General features: G+C 68.6%; 20 protein-coding genes. 4 read left to right on the top strand and 16 right to left on the bottom strand.

The window, feature by feature from the left end; all coding sequences use genetic code 11:
* Positions 1-24 precede the first annotated feature (24 nt).
* Positions 25-369, bottom strand: coding sequence for a hypothetical protein (locus AR539_RS17370; protein ID WP_066439613.1), 345 nt, complete (start codon positions 367-369; stop codon positions 25-27).
* A 95-nt stretch (positions 370-464) separates the two neighbouring features.
* Here AR539_RS17370 and AR539_RS17365 point away from each other — a divergent pair, with 95 nt between their 5' ends.
* Positions 465-1,325 (top strand): methyltransferase domain-containing protein, encoded by an 861-nt coding sequence (locus AR539_RS17365; RefSeq protein WP_066439612.1) that lies wholly within the window; start codon positions 465-467, stop codon positions 1,323-1,325.
* 9 nt (positions 1,326-1,334) lie between these two features.
* On the opposite strand, the gene bcp is transcribed toward AR539_RS17365, so the two are convergent.
* The 12 genes from bcp to AR539_RS17310 all read right to left on the bottom strand — a co-directional run bounded on the left by bcp (position 1,335) and on the right by AR539_RS17310 (position 14,477).
* Complete coding sequence (gene bcp, locus AR539_RS17360) at positions 1,335-1,814, bottom strand: thioredoxin-dependent thiol peroxidase (RefSeq protein WP_066439610.1); 480 nt, start codon at positions 1,812-1,814, stop codon at positions 1,335-1,337.
* A gap of 70 nt (positions 1,815-1,884) precedes the next feature.
* Positions 1,885-2,592, bottom strand: coding sequence for a winged helix-turn-helix domain-containing protein (locus AR539_RS17355; RefSeq protein ID WP_066439606.1), 708 nt, complete (start codon positions 2,590-2,592; stop codon positions 1,885-1,887).
* Positions 2,593-2,601: 9 nt separating this feature from the next.
* Positions 2,602-3,945, bottom strand: coding sequence for an allantoinase AllB (gene allB / locus AR539_RS17350; protein ID WP_066439604.1), 1,344 nt, complete (start codon positions 3,943-3,945; stop codon positions 2,602-2,604).
* The gene (locus AR539_RS17345; protein ID WP_066439602.1) at positions 3,938-5,182 is read right to left on the bottom strand and encodes a glycerate kinase; all 1,245 of its coding nucleotides are present in this window, start codon (positions 5,180-5,182) and stop codon (positions 3,938-3,940) included. The genes allB and AR539_RS17345 overlap by 8 nt, the downstream gene beginning before the upstream one ends.
* A 1-nt stretch (position 5,183) precedes the next feature.
* Complete coding sequence (gene gcl / locus AR539_RS17340) at positions 5,184-6,974, bottom strand: glyoxylate carboligase (RefSeq protein WP_066439596.1); 1,791 nt, start codon at positions 6,972-6,974, stop codon at positions 5,184-5,186.
* Between the two features lie 166 nt (positions 6,975-7,140).
* Positions 7,141-8,049 (bottom strand): 2-hydroxy-3-oxopropionate reductase, encoded by a 909-nt coding sequence (locus tag AR539_RS17335; protein WP_442854417.1) that lies wholly within the window; start codon positions 8,047-8,049, stop codon positions 7,141-7,143.
* Positions 8,050-8,052: 3 nt separating this feature from the next.
* On the bottom strand, positions 8,053-8,856 hold the full coding sequence (locus AR539_RS17330; protein ID WP_066439592.1) for a hydroxypyruvate isomerase family protein: 804 nt from the start codon (positions 8,854-8,856) through the stop codon (positions 8,053-8,055).
* 194 nt (positions 8,857-9,050) lie between these two features.
* Positions 9,051-9,212 carry a hypothetical protein gene (locus tag AR539_RS19425; RefSeq protein WP_157361047.1) on the bottom strand — a complete coding sequence of 54 codons (162 nt, stop codon included), beginning with the start codon at positions 9,210-9,212 and terminating at the stop codon, positions 9,051-9,053.
* Positions 9,213-9,338: 126 nt separating this feature from the next.
* A complete protein-coding gene (locus AR539_RS17325) occupies positions 9,339-10,151 on the bottom strand; it encodes a bifunctional allantoicase/(S)-ureidoglycine aminohydrolase (protein WP_066440141.1) in 813 nt (270 codons plus the stop codon).
* A 9-nt stretch (positions 10,152-10,160) separates the two neighbouring features.
* Positions 10,161-11,432, bottom strand: a complete 1,272-nt coding sequence (locus tag AR539_RS17320; RefSeq protein ID WP_066439590.1) for a DUF6986 family protein — start codon at positions 11,430-11,432, stop codon at positions 10,161-10,163.
* Positions 11,433-11,435: 3 nt separating this feature from the next.
* Positions 11,436-13,034 carry a malate synthase A gene (gene aceB, locus AR539_RS17315; protein ID WP_066439589.1) on the bottom strand — a complete coding sequence of 533 codons (1,599 nt, stop codon included), beginning with the start codon at positions 13,032-13,034 and terminating at the stop codon, positions 11,436-11,438.
* Positions 13,035-13,070: 36 nt separating this feature from the next.
* A complete protein-coding gene (locus AR539_RS17310; protein ID WP_066439586.1) occupies positions 13,071-14,477 on the bottom strand; it encodes an NAD-dependent malic enzyme in 1,407 nt (468 codons plus the stop codon).
* Positions 14,478-14,696: 219 nt separating this feature from the next.
* On the opposite strand from AR539_RS17310, the gene AR539_RS17305 reads away from it, so the two are divergent.
* Positions 14,697-15,452, top strand: coding sequence for an IclR family transcriptional regulator (locus tag AR539_RS17305; protein WP_066439584.1), 756 nt, complete (start codon positions 14,697-14,699; stop codon positions 15,450-15,452).
* A gap of 95 nt (positions 15,453-15,547) precedes the next feature.
* Here the strand turns inward: AR539_RS17305 and AR539_RS17300 are convergent, their stop codons facing one another.
* The 3 genes from AR539_RS17300 to AR539_RS17290 form a co-directional block, all read right to left on the bottom strand.
* Positions 15,548-17,053, bottom strand: a complete 1,506-nt coding sequence (locus AR539_RS17300; protein ID WP_066439580.1) for a nucleobase:cation symporter-2 family protein — start codon at positions 17,051-17,053, stop codon at positions 15,548-15,550.
* 174 nt (positions 17,054-17,227) lie between these two features.
* The gene (gene pucL / locus AR539_RS17295; protein WP_066439578.1) at positions 17,228-18,136 is read right to left on the bottom strand and encodes a factor-independent urate hydroxylase; all 909 of its coding nucleotides are present in this window, start codon (positions 18,134-18,136) and stop codon (positions 17,228-17,230) included.
* 512 nt (positions 18,137-18,648) lie between these two features.
* Positions 18,649-20,013 (bottom strand): 8-oxoguanine deaminase, encoded by a 1,365-nt coding sequence (locus AR539_RS17290; RefSeq protein WP_442854416.1) that lies wholly within the window; start codon positions 20,011-20,013, stop codon positions 18,649-18,651.
* A 374-nt stretch (positions 20,014-20,387) separates the two neighbouring features.
* Here AR539_RS17290 and AR539_RS17285 point away from each other — a divergent pair, with 374 nt between their 5' ends.
* Both AR539_RS17285 and AR539_RS17280 read left to right on the top strand, forming a co-directional pair.
* A complete protein-coding gene (locus tag AR539_RS17285) occupies positions 20,388-20,882 on the top strand; it encodes a nucleoside deaminase (protein WP_066439574.1) in 495 nt (164 codons plus the stop codon).
* A gap of 14 nt (positions 20,883-20,896) precedes the next feature.
* Positions 20,897-22,393 (top strand): NCS2 family permease, encoded by a 1,497-nt coding sequence (locus tag AR539_RS17280; RefSeq protein ID WP_066439573.1) that lies wholly within the window; start codon positions 20,897-20,899, stop codon positions 22,391-22,393.
* The last annotated feature ends 33 nt before the right edge of the window (positions 22,394-22,426 follow it).

Genomic DNA, 22,426 nt, shown 5'->3' with positions numbered 1-22,426 from the left:
CAGGGGGTTCCGGACTGCGGCCGTTCAGGCCCCCGGCCGGTCCTCGGCGTCCGGCTCGGAATCCGGAACCGACTCGACGACGGCGCGCTTGGCCCGGCGCACGCTCATCCGGTCCAGGACCAGCGCGACGATGCCGCCCAGGATCACGCCGCCGGCGCCGCAGAGGATCATGAAGAAGCCGAACACCGCGCCGGAGTCGAAGCTCTCATCGCCCGGAAGTCCGTACGCGAGGAAGGCGGCGACTCCAAAGCCGACCAGCCCGCCCAGCACCAGGAACGGCACGTATTTCGGCGCCCGGCGCACAGTGATCTCGCGCCGTTCGGGGACGTGCTGCTCGTCTGGGGTGCCGGAGATTTCGGGGGTAGACATGCCGTTAAGCCTACTGCCCCTGGAGGCATTGCTACGGCCGATGCGGCGGGAGCACACTAGGGGTGGGGGAGGGCACGGACCAGCCAAGGAGCGCCATGTCAGCCTCAGCCGAGCAGATCGCCGAACAAGTCAGAAACGTCCAGCGCAGCACTTGGGACGAGTTCTCCGCCGGCTGGCGGAAATGGGACGCTGAACTTCTCGGCTGGCACGCCCCCTTCGGCGACGCCGTCATCGAGGAAGCCCGGCTCGGCCCGGACTACGTGGTCCTCGACGTTGCCGCCGGAACCGGAGAGCCGGGCCTCACCGCTGCCGTGCTTGTGCCGCACGGAAGCGTGGCCCTGCTGGACCTGTCCGCGGGGATGCTGCGGGTTGCCGTGGAGAAAGCTGCCGCACGCGGGCTGTCGAACGTGCATCCCGCCGTCGGGGACGCCGCCGCGCTGCCGTTTGTCGACGGATCGTTCGACGCCGTCCTGTGCCGGTTCGGGTTTATGTTCTTTCCCCGGATGTCCGCCGCGGTGGGAGAGATGGCGCGGGTGGCCAGGCCCGGCGCCCGGATCAGTGCCGCCGTCTGGGGCCGTGCCGCCGAGAACCCATGGGCCAGCCTGATCCTCGGCACCATCGCCCGACACACCGAGCTGCAGGTGCCGCCGTCGGGCACCCCCGGGCTGTTCCGCTGCGCCGCCCAGGGGTTCATGACCCGCATTTTCCGGGACGCCGGGCTGGTGGATGTGCGGGAGCGGAAGGTCAGCACGGACCTGGTCAAGGCGTCGCCGGAGCTGTACTGGGAGTTCATGACCGACATCGCCACCACCGCCGCGGTGGGCCTGGCGCGGGCGGACCAGGAATCCCGGGAGCTGATCCGCTCGGACGTCTTCCAGATGCTGAGCCGTTACGAGCACGACGGCGCCATCCGGCTGCGGTCCACGGCCACCATCGTGGCGGGCACCAAGCCGTAGCCGGAGGCGTCAGATGCCGAGGGCTTCCTTCAGCGCCGCGACGTGGCCCTGCGCCGTGACCTGGTACTGCGCCAGGCGGACGTTGCCCTCGGGGTCCAGGACCACGGTGGAGCGGACAATGCCTTCGGTGACCTCGCCGTTGACCAGCTTTTCGCCCCAGGCGCCGTACGCCAGCGCCACGGCGTGGTCCTCGTCGGACAGAAGCGGGAACGTGAGTGCGAAGTCTCCCGTGAACTCGGCCAGGGCCTCGGGGCCGTCGGGCGAGATGCCCAGCACCTCGTAGCCGGACCCCTGCAGCGAGGCCAGGCTGTCACGGAAGTCGCAGGCCTCGGTGGTGCAGCCGGGGGTGGCGGCCTTCGGGTAGAAGTACACAATGACGTTCTTGCCGCGGTAATCGGCCAGGGAAACCTTCTGGCCGGTGGCATCCGGGAGTGTGAACTCCGGGGCAGGGGTGCCGGGCTGCAGCTTGACGGTCAGGTTCGTGCTCATGGGGATCCTCCGGGGGTCTGTTGGGGTCGGTTTTGTGGCGCTGGGGGTCTGCTGAGGCACAACCACGGGTTCAGATGCTGTATTCCGCCGGACCGCGCACTTTGGTCCGGGGCCCGGGCATGAACTGGTAGCCGCCGCCGCGGACCGTGGCGATCGCATGCCGGCCGCGCCGCAGTTTGCGCCGCACCCGCCCCACGTACACGTCGATGGAACGGGAGGCCGCCGCGGAGGAGTCGAATGATTCGAGGAACAGCCGCAGCTCCTCCCGGCTGACCGTGCGCGAGCAGTTCTCCACGAGATAGCGCAGCAGCCTGAATTCGACGCCGGTCAGCGCCACCGGCCGGCCGTCCAGCTGCACCTCGCCGGCGGCCAGGTCCACGCACACCAGGGTGTCGGGACCTGCCGCCGGCGGGAGCAGGGTTCCGCCGCCAGCTTCCGGGGAGTCCTCCGGAAAGTCCGCGGCACCGGAAGCCACAGTCGGCTCCCGGGTTCCGCTGCCGGGTGTGGCTTCCGCCCCTCCTTGGGGGAGGGCCGGGGCAGCGGAGGTTGCAGCCCCGGCGGCGGGCCAAGCGTGGACTTCCGCCTCCGGGGCAATCTTCAGGGCGCGTGCCAGCAGCAGTTCCGCGGCGCGCGCCATCACGGCTTCGTCAATGTCCGGCCCGTGGCCCGGTGCAACCCAAACCGCCAGGCCGTGGGCCTTCAGCGCCGGGGCCGCGTTGGTGCGTGCCCCGGGACCCGGCAAACACATGCCGCGCGGGGAATGTACCTGGACAGCCATGGCGTTCCCCTAGACGCCGCCGCGGCGGATGAGCTTTCCGCCCGGGGTCCGGCCGTCGATCTCATGCCCGCGCAGGTATGTCTTGCGGACCACGCCGGAGAGCGCCTTGCCGTCGTACGGGGTGATGGGGTTCTTGTGCTTGAGCTTGGACACGTCCACCACAAAGGCTTCGTCCGGCGCGAAGACCGCGAAGTCGGCGTCGTACCCGACGGCCAGCTGGCCCTTGGTGGTGAGCCGGGCCAGGGCGGCGGGCTTCTCGGCCATCCAGGAGACCACCTGCTCCAGCGGGATGCCGCGGTGCCGGGCCTCGGTCCAGATCAGGGACAGGCCCAGCTGCAGCGAGGAGACCCCGCCCCACGCCACGGCGAAGTCGCCGTTGTCCAGGTCCTTGAGGTCAAGGGTGGACGGGGAGTGGTCGGAGACGATGCAGTCGATGGTTCCGTCCTCCAGCCCCTTCCACAGCAGCTCGCGGTTGGAGGCCTCACGGATGGGCGGGCAGCACTTGTAGGCGGTGGCGCCGTCGGGGATTTCCTCGGCCATCAGCGTGAGGTAGTGCGGGCAGGTCTCCACGGTGAGGCGGACGCCGTCGCGCTTGGCCGTCGCGATCATGGGGAGGGCGTCGGAGGAGGACAGGTGCAGGATGTGGGCGCGGGCACCGGTCCAGCGGGCGCGCTCGATGACCTCCGCGATGGCTTTGTTCTCGGCGCCGCGGGGCCGGGACGCCAGGAAGGTGGCGTAGTGGTCGCCGCCGGGGTGGGGCGCACGGTCGATCGCGTGGGAGTCCTCGGCGTGCACGATCATGAGGGAGTCGAAGGACTTGAGCTCGGCCATGTCCTCCTCCATCTCGTCCGCGTCCAGGTGCGGGAACTCGTCCACGCCGGAGTGCAGCAGGAAGCATTTGAACCCGAACACACCCTCGTCGTGCAGGGCGCGCAGCTCCGCCTTGTTGCCCGGCACGGCGCCGCCCCAGAACCCGACGTCCACGAACGCCTGGTCCTCGGCCACCTCGCGCTTGAGCTTGAGCCCTTCCACGGTGGTGGTGGGCGGGATGGAGTTCAGCGGCATGTCGATGATGGTGGTCACACCGCCGGCCGCGGCGGCCCGGGTGGCGGACGCGAAGCCCTCCCACTCGGTGCGGCCGGGCTCGTTGACGTGGACATGGGTGTCCACCAGGCCGGGGATGAGAGTCTCGTCGTCCGCGAGCTCGATCACCTCGCGGCCGGCAAGCCCGTTGCCGAGCGGCTCGAGGGCCACGATTTTGCCGCCGCGCACGCCCACCTCACGGGCCGCGATGCCGGCGGTGGTGAGGACGCGCCGGCCCCGGATGACCAGGTCAAAGCTTTCGTCAGACATTCAGGGGCTCCTTTGTGCCAGCAGTGTTTGCCGGGTGGTTGCCAGCCAGGGTGAGGCCGGCCAGGTCCGCGCCGATCAGCTTTCCCAGCTGTTCGAGCAGCGGCCCTGCCTGGGCTATACATAGTTCTACCTTGGCCTCCAGCGCGGTCAGCGGGTAGACCTGCCGGAAACCGGAATTGTTCTGTTGCTCCGGAGTGAGCGTGGTGCGGCCGCAGACGGCCACCGCCGGCACCCCGGCGCGCGCTGCAGCCCGCGCCACGCCAACCGGTGTTTTGCCGAGCAGGCTTTGTTCGTCCAGGCTGCCTTCTCCGGTGATCACCAGGTCCGCGCCGGCCAGCCGGTCGGCGAGCCCGGTGAATTCCAGCACGACGTCGATGCCCGGCCTGCGCGTCGCGGCCAGGACCGCGATGGCCGCATAGCCCACGCCGCCTGCCGCGCCGGCGCCGGGAGCCTCGGCCGCCTTCAGCGCGCGGGGGCCGATCTCGGCGGCGAGGACGTCCACAAAGCGGGTCAGGGCGGCGTCGAGGATGGCCACGTCCGCCGGGGTGGCGCCCTTCTGCGGGCCGAAGACCGCGGGGGCGCCGCCTGCTCCGAGCAGCGGGTTGTCCACGTCGCTGGCCAGGACGAAGCGGGCCTCGTCCAGCCGGGAATCAAAGCCCGAGAAGTCGATCCGGTCCAGGTCCGCGAGGGCGGCGCCGCCCGGCGGGAGTTCGCGGCCGGCGGCGTCCAGCAGCCGGGCGCCTAGCCCCTGCAGGACACCGGCGCCGCCGTCGGTGTTGGCGCTGCCGCCGACGCCGAGGATGATCTGCCGGCAGCCGGCGTCCAGTGCCGCCCGGATCAGCTCGCCGGTGCCGAGGCTGGTGGCACTCTTGGCGCTGGCGGAATCCGGCCGGCCGCCAGCGCCGCCGGAACTACCAGCGCCGCCGGAACTACCCGTGCCGCCCGGGAGTGCCGCCAGCCCGGAGGCCGCAGCCATCTCGATGACAGCCTCCCGCCCGCGGACCGCGAACTCCGCCCGGATCCGCTGCCCGGTGGGCCCGCTGACCAGGGCGCTGCGCCGGGCGAAGCCGGAGCCGACGGCGGCGTCGAGGGTTCCCTCGCCGCCGTCGGCCACGGGAATCCGGAGCACCTCCAGGTTGGAGCCGGTGGCCGCTTGGAGTCCTGCTTCGAGGCGCAGGGCCACCTCCGGGGCGGACAGCGAGCCCTTGAACTTGTCCGGAGCGATGACCACCCGCATCTCAGGCCTGCAGTGCCAGGATGGCGGTAGGGGCGTCCTCGCGGGTTTCGGCCAGCGCCTCGAACTCGTTGACGGCGTTGATTTCCACACCCATCGAGATGTTGGTGACCTTCTCCAGGATCACCTCGACCACCACGGGAACCTGGAACTCGCCGGCAAGCGCCTTGGCCTTGCCGAACGCGGACGCCAGGTCCTTGGGGTCCTCCACCCGGAGGGCCTTGCAGCCCAGTCCCTCGGCCACCTTGACGTGGTCCACGCCGTAGCCGCTGGCGTTCGCGGAGAGGTCCGTGGAGTTGATGTTCTCGAAGGCCAGGGAGACGTTCTGCTCCATGTTGAAGCCGCGCTGGGACTGGCGGATCAGGCCCAGGTACGAGTTGTTGACCACCACGTGGATGTACGGCAGGTTGAACTGCGCGCCGACGGCCAGCTCCTCGATCATGAACTGGAAGTCGTAGTCACCGGACAGGGCGACGACGGTCTGGTCCGGCTTGCCGCGCACGACGCCGAGGGCGGCCGGGGCGGTCCAGCCCAGCGGGCCGGCCTGGCCGGCGTTGATCCACTGCCGCGGTCCGAAGACGTGCAGCATCTGCGCGCCGGCGATCTGGGACAGGCCGATCGTGGACACGTACGTGGTGTCCTTGCCGAACGCCTTGTTCATCTCCTCGTACACGCGCTGCGGCTTGATGGGGATGTTCTCGAAGTGGGTCTTGCGGTGCATCGTGGCCTTGCGCTGCGCGCATTCGGCGGCCCAGCCGGAGTAGTCCGGCAGGGTTCCGGCGGCCTGGCGCTCCCGGGCCAGGTCCACCAGCCCCGTGAGGGCGGCACCGGCGTCGGAGGCGATGCCCAGGTCCGGGGAGAAGACGCGGCCGATCTGGGTGGGCTCGATGTCGATGTGCACGAACTTCCGGCCGGCGGTGTACGTGTCCAGGCCGCCGGTGTGGCGGTTGGCCCAGCGGTTGCCGATCCCGATGACGAAGTCGGACGCCAGCATGGTCTCGTTGCCGTAGCGGTGGCTGGTCTGCAGGCCCACCATGCCGGCCATGAGCGGGTGGTCGTCCGCGATCGCGCCCCAGCCCATCAGGGTGGGGATGACCGGAACGCCCAGCAGCTCGGCGAGCTCCACCAGCTGCGCGGACGCGCCGGCGTTGATGACGCCGCCGCCGGCCACGATCAGCGGGTGCTTGGCTGCGGTGAGCATGTCCAGTGCCTTCTCCAGCTGCCGGCGGCTGGCCGCGGGCTTCTCGACGGGCAGGGGCTCGTAGGTGTCGATGTCGAATTCGATCTCGGCCAGCTGCACGTCGATGGGCAGATCCAGCAGCACCGGGCCCGGGCGGCCGGAGCGCATCAGCTGGAACGCCTTCTGGAACGCGCCGGGGACCTGGCCGGGCTCCAGGATGGTCATGGCCATTTTGGTGACGGGCTTGGCTATGGATTCGATGTCCACGGCCTGGAAGTCTTCCTTGTGCAGCTTGGCCACGGGGGCCTGGCCGGTGATGCACAGCATGGGGATGGAATCGGCCCAGGCGGCGTAGAGGCCGGTGATCATGTCCGTGCCGGCGGGCCCGGAGGTGCCGATGCAGATGCCGATGTTCCCGTCCTGGGCCCGGCTGTAGCCGTCCGCCATGTGGCTGGCGCCTTCAACGTGGCGGGCCAGGGTGTGGCGGATGCCGCCGTGGTTCCGCATGGCGGAGTAGAAGGGGTTGATGGCCGCGCCTGGCAGGCCGAACGCCTCGGTGGCGCCCTCCTTTTCCAGGATGGCGATGGCAGCGTCTACGGTGCGCATCTTTGTCATGGGGTGCTCCTTGAAAGTCTGATTTTGGGTGTGCTGAAGGAAGGCCCGGCGGTCCGGGGGCACTTTGGCGTGCTTTTCGGCGGGAACGACGGCGGCTGGCCGGCGTTTCGTGTCAATGTGCCCCTCCCCGGAGGGAGTTGGGGGCGGGGCCTCGGGTGGGGAGGGGCTACTTCCGGCCGGAGAGCTGCAGGACCTGCTTGAAGAGTCCGGAGTGGTCCAGTGCGCCGTCGCCCTGGTTGACGGTGGCGGCGACAAGCTGGGCGGCGAGGGCGCCGAGGGGGACGGCGACGTTCGCCTCGCGGGCGGCGGAGGTGACGATGCCCAGGTCCTTGTGGTGCAGGGCCAGGCGGAAGCCGGGGTCGAAGTTGCGGTCCAGCATCTTCTGTCCCTTCTGGTCCAGGACCTTGGAGCCGGCCAGGCCGCCGCCGAGGACCTTGAGGGCCGCGTCCGTGTCCACCTCGTAGGCCTCGAGGAAGGCGATGGCCTCGGCCAGGACCTCGATGTTGACGGCGACAATCAGCTGGTTGGCTGCCTTGACGGTCTGGCCGGAGCCGGACGGGCCGACGTGGACGATGGTTTTGCCCACGGCGGTGAGGACATCCTGGGCGGCTTCGAAGTCCGCCGCGTCGCCGCCGACCATGATGGACAGGGCGGCGTCGATGGCGCCCTGTTCGCCTCCGGAGACCGGGGCATCGAGGGGGCGGATACCGGCGGCGGTGGCGTCGCCGGCGAGGCGCTTGGCGACGTCGGGCCGGATGCTGGACGCGTCGATCCACAGGGCGCCCCGCTTGGCGTTGGCGAAGACGCCGTCGGGGCCGCTCACCACGCCTTCGACATCGGGGGAGTCCGGCACCATGGTGATGACGACGTCGGCGTCCTTGACGGCCTCGGCGATGCTGGCGGCACCCTTGCCGCCTTCGGAGACGAGCTTGTCGATCTTGTCCTGGCTGCGGTTGAAGCCGGTGACGGTGTGGCTGGCGTTGACGAGGTTGATGGCCATGGGCAGGCCCATGATTCCGAGTCCGATGACTGCAACGTTGCTCATGAGGGTTCTCTTTCCTGAAGTCTGGGGGATGTTCTAGCGCGTGTGTGCTTTTTCGCGGATGGCCCAGGCGAAGGCGGTTTCCGCCGGTTCCTTGTATTCGAGGCCGATGTAGCCCTCGTAGCCCAGTTCGCGGCTGCGGGCGATCCACTCGCCGAGGGGAAGCTCACCGGTTCCGGGAGCCCCGCGGCCGGGGTTGTCGGCGATCTGGATGTGGCCGAAGTCTTTGGCGTGGTTCTCGATCACGGCGGCCACGTCGTCGCCGTTGACGGCGAGGTGGTAGAAGTCGGCGAGGAGTTTGATGTTCTCCGCGCCGGTTTCCTCCTTCACCCGGGCGATGACCTGCAGGGCGTCGTCCGCGGTGAGGAGCGGGTAGCGCGGGGCGCCGCTGACGGGTTCGAGCAGCACGGTCCCGCCGATGCCGGCGACGCCTGCGGCGGCGGCTGCGAGGTTGCGGACGGCCAGTTCGTCCTGGGCCTCCGGGGTCTGCCCGTCCTGCCGGTTGCCGTAGAGGGCGTTGAAGGCCTTGCAGCCCAGGCGCCCGCCGATGCCGGCGACGACGTCGATGTTGTCCTTGAACTCGGAGCAGCGGCCCTTCCAGGACACCAGGCCCCGGTCCCCGCCCGGCATGTCGCCGGCGTTGAAGTTGAGGCCGGTGAGCTGGACGCCGGCGTCGGTGATGGCCTGCTCGAAGCGGGTGACCTCGGCGTCGCCGGGGACGGACTCGGCGAACGGCCACCAGAACTCGACGGCGTCGAAACCGGCGGCCTTTGCCGCGGCGGGACGCTCGAGGAGGGGCAGTTCGGTCAGGAGGATGGAGCAGTTCACGGTGTAGGTCATGGCGGTGTCTTTCCGGTGAAGGCGGGAACTGGAACCCGGGCGGCGTTGCCCTGTGCGGTTTCCAGCTATTTCAAGTCATTCAACTTATTTCCGCTTTGTGGAATCTTAATTCTGCTTTATGAAAAGTCTAGGGAAGGTAGGGCAGGTGAGTCAAGGGGGTGACGGGCGGGGTGTGTCTATGACAGGGGATATCCCTAGCCCTTGGAGGGGTCCTTCCTGGCGGCCAGGCCCACGAGGGCGCCGACGGCAAGGCCAACCAGCAGGCCGGTGAAGGGCTTGTCGGCGCTGACCACGCCGATCACGAGGCCCAGGGCCGCGCCCACGAGCATGCCGATCCACAGGCGTTCGTATTTCACAGCCTCAGGCTAGCAACCGCTGCGCAAGGCACAAGGGGTCAGGGCACAAGGGGGCCAGCGCACAAGAGGGCGTGCACAAAGGGTCCGCCCCGCAGTGCGGAACGGACCCCGTGGTGCGGCCGGCTCTTAGGTGAGGCGGATCTGGCGGTTCATGTCCTTGTACAGCAGGTAGCGGAACTGGCCGGGACCACCGGCATAGCAGGCCTGCGGGCAGAAAGCGCGCAGCCACATGAAGTCGCCGGCCTCCACCTCAACCCAGTCGTTGTTGAGCAGGTACATAGCCTTGCCCTCCAGGACGTACAGGCCGTGCTCCATGACGTGGGTCTCCGGGAACGGAATGACCCCGCCCGGCTGGAACGTCACAATGTTCACCTGCATGTCATGGGCCAGATCGCTGGAATCAGTGAAGCGGGTGGTTTTCCAGGCGCCGTCGGTATCCGGCATCGCGGTGGGTTCCACCTCGGCATCACTGGTAACGAAGGACTTTGCCTCGTAACCCTCAAGCCGCTCGTAGGCCTTGCGGATCCATTGGAAGGAGACAATGTCATCCGAGACGTTCTCCAGACCCCATGTGGCACCGGCGGCCAGGTAGGCGTAGCCGCCTTCCTCAAGCTGGTGCAGTTCGCCGTCGAGGGTCAGGTTGACCTTGCCCTTGGTGACGAAGACAACTCCTTCAACACCTGCCTCGAACTCGGCCTTGGGGGCGCCGCCGCCGGGACCGATCTCAACGATCAGCTGCGAGAACGTGGTTGCAAACCCGGAGATCGGGCGGGCCAGGATCCAGGAGCGGGTGTTGGAGAAACCCGGCAGGGTGCTGGTCACGATGTCGGTCATGACGCCCTTGGGGATGACCGTGTAGGCCTCCGTGACGATGGCCCGTTCCGTGGTGAGGTGAGTCTGCGGCGGCAGTCCGCCCTGGGGGTAGTAGTACTTGCCCATCATTGGTCCTTACTTCGAAGTGGAGTGGGCCAGCCGGGGGTGGGCCAGCGCAGCAAGTTGGGGGAGTCCGACGCCGGCCATCGCCATTACTTCATCCGCGCCGACGGCGCCGCACTGGACGCCGCGCAGCACGAAGGCTGCCAGGGCGCGGGCCGTGGCCGGCTCGTCCATGACGCCCCCCGGGGTCTGTTCCACGTAGTTGCGGAGCCGGGCCGCGGCGGCGGGCAGGCCCTGCCGGTAGAAGGCGTAGGTGGCGGCGAAGCGGCTTGGCAGCTGGGCGGGGTGCAGGTCCCAGCCCTGGTAGTAGCCGCGCTCCAGCGAGCGGCGGACCAGCCGGCCGTGGAGCCGCCAGGCGTCCTGCACGCCGTCGCCGACGGGCATGACGTTGGTGGACCCGTCGGAGAGGCGGATGCCGGTGCCCGCGACGGCCAGCTGCATGACCTCTTTGGCGTAGTCCGCCACCGGGTGTTCCATGGACTGGTATTCCGCCGAGATCTGCAGCGACGCCGAATAGTCGTACGTGCCGTAGTGCAGCGCGCTGATCCGGCCGGGGACGGCGTGTGGCAGCTGCGCCACCGGGGACGTGCCGTCCGGGCCCAGGATCAGCTGCGGGGTTTCCACCTGCACCTCGAACCGCAGGCGCCCGGCTGGCAGGGAGTGGATTTCCTCCAGCCGGGACACTGCGTAGTCCATCGCCTGCACCTGGGCCACCGTGGTGACCTTGGGCAGGGTGAGCACCAGCCCCTCCGGCAGCTCGCCGGCCGCGGCCAGGCCGGAGACGAACAGGTCCAGGGTGCGCAGGCCGCGGGCGCGGGTGGGCGCCTCGAAGCACTTGAACCGGATCCCGATGAACGGCGGTGCGCTGCCGTCGGCCACCGCCGCGGCGACGGCGGCCGCTGCGGCGGAAGCGTCCGCGTCCTCCGCCTCGTCGCCCCGGTCGCCGTAGCCGTCCTCGAAGTCCAGCCGCAGGTCCTCGATGGGCTCGTTGCCGAGCTTTGCGGCCACGCGGGGCGCGACGGCGGCGGCCAGGTCAGCGTCCTGGCCAAGGAGCATGCCCAGCTGTTCCAGGCCGCCGTGGGCGTCGGCCGCGGCCAGCGCCTCGGCGCCCCAGCCGGCGGCGAAGCCGGGCGTGAAGCGGTCCGCCGGGACGTAGACGGTGTGCACCGGCTGGCGCGTGCCGTCGTCTCCCGGGTAGTTCCGCTCCAGCAGGAGGTCCGTGGCCGCCAGCCGGTCATCGATGTGCGCCAGGTCCGCGGCGGAGAGGGAGGGGGGTGCAGCCACGGCTCAGCCCACCAGTTCGTAGGCCGGCGTGGTGAGGAAGTCCGTGTAGTCCTCGGTGAGGCAGATGTCTGCAATGAGCTTGCTGGCGGGCAGGTAGTACTTCGCGAACGCGTCCTCTCCCACCTCGCCGCGGAGCTTCTCGGTTTCCTCTGCGAGGATGCCGGCCACCAGGTCCCGGGTCACGGTCCGCCCGGTGTCCGCGAGGACCACCTGGTTGCGGATCTGCTGCCAGACCTGCGAGCGGGAGATCTCCGCCGTCGCCGCGTCCTCCATCAGGTTGTGGATGGCGACGGCGCCGTTGCCGGAGATCCAGACCGCGGTGTAGGCGGTGGCCACGTACAGGTTCTGGCGGAGGCCCGCCTCGGTGACCGTGCCGCCGGCGGAGGCAATGTCCAGGAGCTGGTCCGCGGTGACGGAGACCTCCGGGCGCTGCCGGTCCACCTGGTTCGGGCGCTCGCCGAGGACGCCGTCGAACACTTCGCGGCACACCGGCACCAGGTCCGGGTGGGCCACCCAGGAGCCGTCGAAGCCGTCGTTCGCCTCGCGGGTCTTGTCCGCCCGCACCTTCTCGAACGCCTGGGCGGTGACCTCGGGTTCGCGGCGGTTGGGGATGACGGCGGCCATGCCGCCCATGGCGAAGGCGCCGCGGTGGTGGCAGGTCTTGACCAGCAGCTCGGTGTAGGCGCGCATAAACGGCGCCGTCATGGCCACGGTGGCGCGGTCCGGCAGCACAAAGCGCGCGCCGGCGTCGCGGAAGTACTTGATGATGCTGAACAGGTAGTCCCAGCGGCCGGCGTTCAGCCCGGAGGCGTGGTCGCGGAGTTCGTAAAGGATCTCGTCCATTTCGAAGGCTGCCGGGATGGTTTCGATGAGCACCGTGGCGCGGATGGTGCCCTGCGGGATCCCGAGGTAGTCCTGGGCGAAGACGAAGACGTCGTTCCAGAGCCGGGCCTCGAGGTGACTCTCCATCTTGGGCAGGTAGTAGTACGGCCCGTGGCCGTTCTCCAGCAGCTGCTTGGCGGTGTGGAAGAAGTGCAGGCCGAAGTCCACCAGGGCGCCCACGGTGTGCTCCTCGCCGATCAGCAGGTGCCGTTCGCTCATGTGCCAGCCGCGCGGGCGGGCCACCACGACGGCCAGCGGGGCGTCGGTTCGCAGCCTGTACTCCTTGCCGTCCGGGGCCGTGTAGGCCAGGGTCCCGGCCGCGGCGTCCCGGAGGTTCAGGATCGATTCGATCACGTTGGACCAGGTGGGGGTGCTGGCGTCCTCAAGGTCCGCAAGCCACACCTTGGCCCCGGAGTTCAGGGCGTTGATGGCCATCTTGGCCGGCGCGGCCGGTCCCGTCATCTCCACCCGGCGGTCCTGCAGGGCCGCCGGGGCCGGCGCCACGGTCCAGTCGCCCTCGCGGACGTCGCGGGTTTCCGGCAGGAAGTCGAGCCGGCCGGTGCGGGCCACCTCCTCGCGCTTGACCGCGCGGGCCTTGAGCAGCTCCCCGCGGGTGGCGGCGAACCGCTGGTGCAGTTCCTCAATGAAGGCCAGCGCCTCCGGGGTGAGGATCTCCTCCGCACGGTCGACGGGGCGGTGGGCTGAAATGGTGAGAGCCATGGTGGTCCTTTCCTGGTCTGTACAGCAGGCGGTGAATCAGGCGTGGGCGAGCGCGGGGGCCGGCGCCTGGGCGGCCGCGGCTACGGCAGCGGCGACGTCGGCGGCGACGTGCGGGTCGAAGACGCTGGGGATGATGTAGCTGGCGTTCAGCTCGTCGTCGGCCACGCGGTTGGCGATCGCCTCGGCGGCGGCCACCAGCATCCCGGGCGTGATGTCCGAGGCGCCCGCGTCCAGCAGTCCGCGGAAGAACCCTGGGAAGGCCAGCACGTTGTTGATCTGGTTGGGGAAGTCGCTGCGGCCGGTTGCCACGACAGCGGCGTGCCGGGACGCGACCACCGGGTCGATTTCCGGCGTGGGGTTGGCCATGGCGAACACAATAGCGTCCTTGGCCATCGATGCCACCTGCTCCTCGCCGATCACGTGCGGCGCGCTGACGCCGATGAACACGTCGGCTCCCTTGAGCGCCTCGTGCAGGGTGCCGGAGAAGCCCTGTTCGTTGGTGTTCTCGGCGATCCAGGTGCGGTGCTCGTCGTCGTACTGTTCGCCGAAGTGGATGGCGCCCGAGCGGCCGGCGGCGATGATGTTCCGGGCGCCCTGGGCCTTGAGCAGCTGGATGATGGCGGACCCGGCCGCGCCGACGCCCGAGACGACGATCCTGACCTCGGAGAGGTTCTTGCCCACAACGCGCAGGGCGTTGACCAGGGCGGCCAGGGTGACGATGGCGGTTCCGTGCTGGTCGTCGTGGAACACCGGGATGTCGAGTTCCTCGCGGAGCCGGTTTTCGATCTCGAAGCAGCGCGGGGCGGCGATGTCCTCGAGGTTGACGCCGCCGTAGACAGGGGCGAGGGCTTTGACGATCCGGATGATCTCCTCGGTGTCCTGGGTGTCCAGGCAGACCGGCCAGGCATCGACGTTGGCGAACTGCTTGAAAAGCGCCGCCTTGCCTTCCATGACCGGCAGCGCGGCGGCCGGGCCGATGTTGCCGAGGCCCAGCACGGCGGAGCCGTCGGTGACGACGGCGATCGTGTTGCGCTTGACGGTCAGGTTCCGGGCGGCGGCGGGGTCCTCGGCGATGGCCAGGCAGACGCGCGCCACACCGGGCGTGTAGGCGCGGGAGAGGTCGTCGCGGTTGCGCAGGGCCACCTTCGGGACCACCTCGAGCTTGCCGCCGAGGTGCATCAGGAAGGTGCGGTCGGAGACGTTGCGGACCGTGACGCCGTCGAGCGCGTTCAGTGCGTCCTTGACGCGGGCGGCGTGGTCATCGTCCGTGGTGTTGCAGGTGACGTCGACAACCAGGGTCTCGTGGTGGGACTCGGTGACGTCCAGGGCCGTGATGGCCGCTCCGGCGGCGCCGACGGCGGCGGCCAGTTCGCTGGTGGCGGTGAAGCTGGACGGTGCCTCCACGCGCAGGGTGATCGAATTTCCGGGGCTGGGATTCGCCATTGAATGTTCCTCCTGGTCGGCCCGCTGGCGGGCGTTCGCTCTCTAACTTATTTCGTATTATGGATATTATTATCTACTTTGTGGAAATACAAGCACCTACCACCAATGTGAACACTGCATCGACGGCGGCCGGGTGGTGCTGTATCTTGGGTCTTCTAAGCACTTTTTTCACCATGTGGATAAAAGTTGTCGCAAACGAACTCTCAGGAGACCCAAGCCATGGCGGAAAAAGCCACCGGAGGCGTGCAGTCCGTTGAACGCGTTTTCGAACTTCTGGAACTGATCACCGATGCCGGCGGCGACGTCACCCTCAGTGAACTGTCGTCCTCCACGGACCTGCCGCTGCCCACCATCCACCGGCTGCTGCGCACGCTGGTGACCCTGGGCTACATCCGGCAGCTGCCGAACCGCCGCTACGCGCTGGGCCCGCGCCTGATCCGGCTGGGCGAGGCCGCCAACAAGCAGCTGGGGGCGCTCGCCCGGCCGCAGCTGCAGTCCCTCGTGGAACGGCTCGGGGAAACCGCCAACATGGCGGTGCTGGACTCGGACATGGTGATGTACGTGGCGCAGGTCCCGTCCCTGCATTCGATGCGGATGATCACCGAGGTGGGCCGCCGCGGCTACATGCACGCCACCGGGATGGGCAAGGCCATCCTGGCCGAGCTGGACGACGAGACCGTGCGCGGCATTGTCACCCGGAAGGGTATGCCCACCCCCACGCCGAAGAGCATCGGTGACGTCGAGGCGCTCTTTGCGGACCTGAAGCTGATCCGGGACCGGGGCTACTCCATCGACGAGGAGGAGCAGGAGCTGGGTGTGCGCTGCTTCGCGATCGCCATCCCCAACGCGCCCACCCCGGCGGCGATCTCCGTATCCGGCCCGGTGTCCCGCGTGGACGAGGGCTTCGCGGACCGTGCGGTGCCGCTGCTGCGCGAGGCTGCGCTGGCCATTTCCCAGGACCTCAACAAGGGCTGACGCCCGGCCGTTCTGCGGTCCGCAAGCCACAACAGCGGCCCCTTCCCCGACCGGGGAAGGGGCCGCTGCCCTTACTGCGGCGGGGCCGCGCTCTGTCAGTGGTCGGATTTCGACGCCGACTCCACGGGGACTTCATTGCCGTCGCAGTCGATCAGCTTGCCGTTTTCGAAGCGGTCGCCGTCGGCCAGGCACTTGAGGTCCTGTTCCTTGACGATCCGTTCAGTGCCGGCCACAAACACCGACTGGTTGTCCGAGTTGCCGGCCTTGAGGTGGTTGAACAGCAGGTTCAGCACGATGGCCATCAGCGCGGCGGAGCTGATGCCGGAGTGGAAGATGGTGGCAAACCAGGACGGGAACTGGTCGTAGAACGCCGGGGCAGCAATCGGGATCATGCCGAAGCCGATGGACGCGGCCACCACGATTAGGTTCATGTTGTTCTTGTACTCCACCTTCGCCAGGGTCCGGATGCCGCTGGCGGCGACCGTGCCGAACAGGACCACGCCGGCGCCGCCGAGGACCGGGGTGGGCACCGCGGCGACCACCCGGCCGAGGACCGGCAGGAGGCCCAGGATGACCAGGATGAGGCCGCCGGCGCTGACCACAAAGCGGCTCTTGACGCCCGTGATGGCCACCAGCCCCACGTTCTGGGCGAAAGCGCTCTGGGTGAAGGAGTTGAAGAGCGGGGAGATGGCGCTGGAGAGCATGTCGGCCCGCAGGCCGTCGCCGATGCGCTTGGAGTCCACCTTGGTCCCGACTATCTCGCCGACGGCGATGATGTCCGCGGACGTCTCCGTCAGGGTCACCAGGATCACGATCAGCATCGAGATGATCGCCGCCACGTGGAACGTGGGCGGGCCGAAGGCGAACGGGGTGGGGAAGGCCACGATGTCGCCCTGGGTCACCTTGGAGAAGTCGGTCATGCCGGCGAAGAAGGCGATGACGGTGCCCAGCACCATGGCCAGCAGGATGGACAGCCGGGAGATGGTGGCGCTGCCCACCTTGCTCAGGAGCAGCACAATCGCCATGGTCACGGCCGCGAGGCCGATGTTGGCCACCGAGCCGTAGTTCGGTGCCGCCTTGTTGCCGCCCATGGCCCAGTTGGCGGCCACCGGCATCAGGGTCAGGCCGATCACGGTGATGACCGTTCCGGTGACCACCGGCGGGAAGAAGCGGATGATCTTGGAGAACAGGGGCGTGATCAGCAGGCCGATCACGGAGGCCGCGATCACCGAGCCGAAGACGGACTGGATGCCGCCGCCCTCGTCCACGATCGCCACCATGGTGGAGACGCCGGCGAAGGACACGCCCTGGACCAGCGGCAGCCGGGAGCCGAAGAACGGGATGCCGATGGTCTGGAGAATGGTGGCGAGGCCGCCCACAAAGAGGCAGGCCGCAATCAGGAGCCCGATTTCCTCCGACGGCATTCCGGCAGCCGCGCCGATGATCAGCGGGGGTGCGATGATGCCGCCGTACATCGTCAGGACGTGCTGCAGGCCGTAGGCGAAGGTGCTCCCGATCGGAAGCCGCTCGTCCTCGGGCCGGCCGGTGGTGGTGCTGCCGGAGCGGGACTTGACCGCCGACTGCTTCTTTTTCATGTTCATGGCAGACTTTCTTGGTTCATGGCAGACGTCTTTGTCTGGCTAACGGTGTCTGGCTAACAGATGTGGTTGGTGGGGCAGCCGCCGCCTGTTCCGCAGCCGGGCTGGTGCGGGGCCCCGGAACAGGCGGCGGTTCTTACAGTCGCGGCTCCGCAACGGCGGAGCCGGGAGGGTTTTCTAGCAGAAACCGGCGATGCCGGACCAGGCGATCTCGGCCGGTGCCGCGTTCTCGCGCTGGACCGTGGCCTCGATCAGGCCGTACGGGCGGTCGGCGGCGAAGAAGACCTCGTTCGGGTTGTCGAGGCCGAACGGCGAGAGGTCCACCAGGAAGTGGTGCTTGTTGGGCATCGAGAACTTGATTTCCTCGATGTCGCTGTGCGCCTCCAGGACCTTGGTGCCCATGTCGAACAGGGTCTGCTGCAGTGCGTGGGAGTACTTCTCGGTAAAGCCCTCCAGCAGGAGTGCCTTGACGTCGTCGTAGCTCTTGTTGAAGTCCAGGGAGTCGAAGTCCGTGCCGGTGCTGTAGCGCCAGCGGGCGGACACGTCGGTGGCCAGGATCCGGTCCGTGGTTTCCGGCAGGGTGGTGTACTTGTCCCGCGGATAGCCGACGAAGCCTGACTGGGTGGACTTGAGGACGGTCAGGTCCTTCAGCCCGGAGATGAGGTGCCGGTCGGCGCCGTCGCGGACCAGCACCGCGGTCCGGACCTCCTGGCCGTTGCGGACGAAGGAGTGGTCGTGCGCCGCGCCGTGGGCCTGGATGCGGTCCCAGCTGTAGGACTCCGCCTCCCACCGGCCGCCGGTCACCCAGTCAAAGCTGGAAGTGAAGTGGTCGCCGAGCCGGAGCAGGAAGGCCTCGGGGGAGCCGATGCCCTCCCTGGCGAACGCGTAGATGGTGTTCTTCTGCGTGTCCGTTGCCACGACGTGGCTGTTGTCGCCGTTGAGGTGGGCTGCGGCGAAGTCGCCGCGCAGCTGCGACGTGACGTTCAGGTCTTCGATCTCGTGGCGTGCCGTGTCGCGGGTGATCTTGACGACGCGGACTTCGGCCTTACCGTACTGGTTCTGTCCGAGGATGATCTTGTTGTTCATGGTGGGGTTCCCAACTTCCGGTATGTGGAATCAAATTCCCACATAGAAATTTCGTACGCGTTTCGCGTTCGTTTCTTTTCCCGCCGGCCCACAAAAAAGAGCCGACGTCAGTTGACGCCAGCTCATTACAACCCTGCCTGCTGCTCCCAGGTTACGTGACCTGCGCCACGAGTTAGCTTCAAGGCTAGCCCAGTCAAGCGGTGGTGTACATCACAATCTGAAAATTCCGATTGTGACCGGCGGCCGGGCGCGGCCGCGGCGCAGGCTCTTGACCGCCCGGCGCCGCGGCTCTAGCGTTTCCATACAGCAGAAAATAATTTTCAAATTACGGAAGTCGAGGAGTGTCATGCATCAGCAAACCCCAGGTGTCCAGGGCGGGGAGCCCGCGCAGGTCCCAGCCGAGCCCTACCATCCGCGCGGCGGCACGGATCCGGACTTCTACTTCCCGGCCGACCGCGGGCGCCGGCCCGGTCCCGTCTCGCGCTGGATGGGCCGGCTGGTGGCGGCCCGGTCTAACCGGCCACGAGCCTCCGCGCCGCGGCCGAGTGCTCGGCAATAAGCCCGGCCACGTCCAGCCCCGGGATCTGGCCGTCCACCACGCGCCACTGCCCGCCCACCATGACCCGGTCCGCCCGGTCCGCCGCGCACAGCAGCAGGGCCGCGACGGGGTCGTGGCTGCCGGAGAAGCGCAGGTCGTCCAGGGTGAAGAAGGCCAGGTCGGCCTGCGTGCCGGGGGCCAGCTGGCCCAGGTCCGGCCGGCCCAGCACCGCGGCGGAGCCCCGCGTGGCCCAGCCCAGGGCGCGCTCCACCGGAACCTGCGCGCCGTAGCGCAGCCGCTGCAGGTACAGTGCCTGCCGCGCCTCCAGAATCATGTTGGAGGCATCGTTCGACGCCGAGCCGTCCACGCCCAGCCCCACAGGGACCCCCGCGTCCTCCAGTTCCAGCACCCGCGCCGTCCCTGAGGCCAGCCGCATGTTGGAGGTGGGGCAGTGCGCGACGGCGGTGCCGGCGGCCCCCAGCGCAGCGATCTCGGCATCGGTGAAGTGGATTCCGTGGCCCAGCCAGGTCCGGCTGCCCAGCCACCCCACGCTGTCGAGGTAGTCCACGGTCCGCAGGCCGAACATCTCCCGGCAAAAGTCCTCCTCGTCCAAAGTTTCGGCGAGATGCGTGTGCAGCCGGACGTCATGCCGTTCCGCCAGTGTGGCGGTTTCCGCCATGATCTCCCGCGTCACCGAAAACGGTGAGCACGGGGCCAGCGCAATCTGGACCGTGGCGCCGTCGCCGCGCTGGTGGTAGTCCCGGATGAGGCGCTCGCTGTCCGCCAGGATCACCTCCGGCGGCTGCACCGTGGACTGCGGCGGCAGGCCGCCGTCGTCCTGGCCCAGGCTCATGGAGCCCCGGGTGAGGGTGGCGCGCATGCCGAGCGCCCGCACCGCCTGGACCTCGATGTCGATGGCGTCCTCCATGCCGTCCGGGAAGAGGTAGTGGTGGTCCGCCGCTGTGGTGCAGCCGGAGAGGAGGAGCTCCGCGAGCGCCACGGTGGCGGCCAGCTCCAGGTCCCGGGGCGTGAGCCGGGCCCAGACCGGGTAAAGGTTCTGCAGCCACGGGAAGAGCGGAGCGTTGGCCACCGGCCCCCAGGCCCGGGTGAGGGTCTGGTAGAAGTGGTGGTGGGTGTTGATGAGCCCCGGCAGCATCACGTGGCGGCCGGCGTCGAAGGTCTCCTGGCAGGGCGCCGCGGGCAGTTGCCCGGCCGCCAGCACTTCGACGATGACGCCGCCGCTCACCACCACTCCGCCGGAGGCGTCGAGGGTGTTGGCGGTAAAGGCGCCGAGGGGATTTTTGATCCAAAGCCGGGATTCGGGCGTGGGTGCGGGCATCATGGTGTCCTGTCTGGGAGCGGAATGGAATGCCAGCTCAGTGATGCCCTGTCTGCTGATCCAGGGTGCCGGCGCCGCGGCCGGTCGGGCCAGCCTAGGCAGGCCGCGGCTTCCGCGTCAATGGGCGCGCCGGGGGTGAGGACCCGGAAACATGAATTTCACATCACGAAATTAACTTTCCAAAAAGTGTGGCGCGGGCCACAGTGCGGTGCTACTCTCGATCTTGCCAAAGGCGGGCCCCCGGACTTCGGGGAAGCTATCTACCAGGCGCAACTTAACCTTCAAAAGCACATGCTGAAGCCTGGTAACCGTCGCAACTGGTCCTGTCTTTCCACCCCGGCGTACCGGCTTCCACCGCAAAAGGGAGTCGCATCATGAGCACCACTGTCACGGCCCAGGAACTTTTGGCCAGGTCCATCGAGTTGGCCACGGCCAACGTCCTCAACAGCGGGGGCCCGTTCGGCGCCGTCGTTGTCACCGCAGACGGGCAGACGTTCGACGGCGTCAACCGCGTCACCGCCACCAACGATCCCACCGCCCACGCGGAAGTCACGGCCATCCGCCGCGCGTGCAGCGAACTGGGCACCTTCGATCTTTCCGGCGCCACCCTCTACACCAGCTGCGAGCCGTGCCCCATGTGCCTGGCCTCTGCGCTGTGGGCACGCGTGGAGCGGGTGGTGTTCGCCGCGGACCGGCACGACGCCGCGTCCGTGGGCTTCGACGACGCCGTGTTCTACGAGTACTTCGAAAATGGCGAGCGCGATGCGCTGATGCCGGTGGCGAAACTGGAACTCGAGGACCCCCAGGCCCCGCCCATCCTCGAGCCGTTCACCACCTGGAACACGCTCGAATCCAGGATTGACTACTAGGTCCGGAGGCTGACATGACAATCCTGGACACCACTTCCGGCACCCCGCAGCACCCGGCAACGCCCGAGCCGCCGCAGGCGCCCAACTCCTTCCTGGACCGCTTCTTCGAGATCACCAAGCGCGGCTCCACCGTGGCCCGCGAGGTCCGCGGCGGCCTGGTCACGTTCTTCACCATGGCCTACATCGTCATCCTGAACCCCCTGATCCTTGGCGGTTTCAGCGCGGACAACGCCCCCACCGACGTCGCCGGGGGCTGGCTGTCCGCCGCGCAGGTGGGCGCCGTCACCGGCCTCACCGCCGGCGTCATGACCATCCTCTTCGGCCTGGTGGCCAACCTCCCGTTCGGGCTCGCCGCAGGGCTCGGCATCAACTCCTTCCTGGCGGTGGCCGTGATCCAGGAGGTCACGTGGGCCGAGGCCATGGGACTGGTGGTGATCAACGGCATCCTGATCGTCCTCTTCGGCGTCACCGGCGCCCGCACCGCGATCTTCCGCGCGGTGCCGAAGGAACTGAAAGCCGCCATCACCGTGGGCATCGGCCTGTTCATCGCCTTCATCGGCTTTGTGGACTCCGGCTTCGTCCGGGCCACCACGGCCGGGCCCCCGGTCCAGCTGGGCGACAACGGGTCCATCACCTCGGTGCCCACCATGGTGTTCATCGTCGGCCTGCTGGTCATGGGCGTGCTGGTGGCCCGCAAGGTCCAGGGCGGGCTGCTGATCGGCATCGTGGCCACCACGGTGCTGGCCGGAGTGGTCGAGGCGTTCCTGAAGATCGGCCCCGGCAGCGCGAGCAACCCCGGCGGCTGGCACCTCAACACCCCGGTCCTCTCCGGGCAGCTGGTGTCCGCCCCGGACCTGTCCCTGGTGGGACAGTTCGACATGTTCGGCGCCTTCGGCCGGATCGGCGGGCTGGCAGCGACCATGCTGGTCTTCACCCTGGTGTTCACCAACTTCTTTGATGCCATGGGCACCATGACCGGCCTGGCGAAAAGCGCCGGCGTGGCGCACAAGGACGGCACGTTCCCGCGGCTGAAGTCCGCCTTCGTGGTCGAGGGCCTGGGGGCGGTGGCCGGCGGCGCCACCTCAGGATCGTCCAACACGGTGTACATCGACTCCGCGGCCGGCATCGGCGAAGGCGCCCGCACCGGACTGGCCTCCGTGATCACCGGCCTGCTGTTCCTGGGCTCGATGTTCCTGACCCCGCTCACCTCCGTGGTGCCGCTGGAAGTTGCCGCAGCCGCCCTGGTGGTGGTGGGCGCCATGATGATGGCCCAGATCCGCGAGATCAAGTTCAGCAAGTTCTCCGTGGCGCTGCCGGCCTTCCTCACCATCGTCACCATGCCGCTGACCTACTCCATCGCCAACGGCATCGGCGTCGGGTTCATCTCCTGGGCCGTGATCAGCGCCTGCTCCGGGAAAGCCCGCAAGGTGCACCCGCTGATGTGGGTGGTCACCGCCGGCTTCCTGGTGTACTTCGCCCGCGGCTCCATCAACGCGCTGCTGGGCGCCTAGGAAACCCAGCGTCCCCGGTGCTTCCCCGGGGGG

This window comes from Arthrobacter sp. EPSL27 (assembly GCF_001512305.1).
Taxonomy (GTDB): Bacteria; Actinomycetota; Actinomycetes; order Actinomycetales; family Micrococcaceae; genus Arthrobacter.
Note: the sequence above shows the minus strand (reverse complement) of the source record. Positions and strands in the feature narration are given on the sequence as shown.

What these genes read in the sequence shown, in the direction of transcription:
- AR539_RS17370 (WP_066439613.1), bottom strand. Translation starts at nt 369, where the DNA reads ATGTCTACCCCCGAAATCTCCGGCACCCCAGACGAGCAGCACGTCCCC.
- AR539_RS17365 (WP_066439612.1), top strand. Translation starts at nt 465, where the DNA reads ATGTCAGCCTCAGCCGAGCAGATCGCCGAACAAGTCAGAAACGTCCAG.
- bcp (WP_066439610.1), bottom strand. Translation starts at nt 1,814, where the DNA reads ATGAGCACGAACCTGACCGTCAAGCTGCAGCCCGGCACCCCTGCCCCG.
- AR539_RS17355 (WP_066439606.1), bottom strand. Translation starts at nt 2,592, where the DNA reads ATGGCTGTCCAGGTACATTCCCCGCGCGGCATGTGTTTGCCGGGTCCC.
- allB (WP_066439604.1), bottom strand. Translation starts at nt 3,945, where the DNA reads ATGTCTGACGAAAGCTTTGACCTGGTCATCCGGGGCCGGCGCGTCCTC.
- AR539_RS17345 (WP_066439602.1), bottom strand. Translation starts at nt 5,182, where the DNA reads ATGCGGGTGGTCATCGCTCCGGACAAGTTCAAGGGCTCGCTGTCCGCC.
- gcl (WP_066439596.1), bottom strand. Translation starts at nt 6,974, where the DNA reads ATGACAAAGATGCGCACCGTAGACGCTGCCATCGCCATCCTGGAAAAG.
- AR539_RS17330 (WP_066439592.1), bottom strand. Translation starts at nt 8,856, where the DNA reads ATGACCTACACCGTGAACTGCTCCATCCTCCTGACCGAACTGCCCCTC.
- AR539_RS17325 (WP_066440141.1), bottom strand. Translation starts at nt 10,151, where the DNA reads ATGGGCAAGTACTACTACCCCCAGGGCGGACTGCCGCCGCAGACTCAC.
- aceB (WP_066439589.1), bottom strand. Translation starts at nt 13,034, where the DNA reads ATGGCTCTCACCATTTCAGCCCACCGCCCCGTCGACCGTGCGGAGGAG.
- AR539_RS17310 (WP_066439586.1), bottom strand. Translation starts at nt 14,477, where the DNA reads ATGGCGAATCCCAGCCCCGGAAATTCGATCACCCTGCGCGTGGAGGCA.
- AR539_RS17305 (WP_066439584.1), top strand. Translation starts at nt 14,697, where the DNA reads ATGGCGGAAAAAGCCACCGGAGGCGTGCAGTCCGTTGAACGCGTTTTC.
- AR539_RS17300 (WP_066439580.1), bottom strand. Translation starts at nt 17,053, where the DNA reads ATGAACATGAAAAAGAAGCAGTCGGCGGTCAAGTCCCGCTCCGGCAGC.
- pucL (WP_066439578.1), bottom strand. Translation starts at nt 18,136, where the DNA reads ATGAACAACAAGATCATCCTCGGACAGAACCAGTACGGTAAGGCCGAA.
- AR539_RS17290 (WP_442854416.1), bottom strand. Translation starts at nt 20,013, where the DNA reads ATGCCCGCACCCACGCCCGAATCCCGGCTTTGGATCAAAAATCCCCTC.
- AR539_RS17285 (WP_066439574.1), top strand. Translation starts at nt 20,388, where the DNA reads ATGAGCACCACTGTCACGGCCCAGGAACTTTTGGCCAGGTCCATCGAG.
- AR539_RS17280 (WP_066439573.1), top strand. Translation starts at nt 20,897, where the DNA reads ATGACAATCCTGGACACCACTTCCGGCACCCCGCAGCACCCGGCAACG.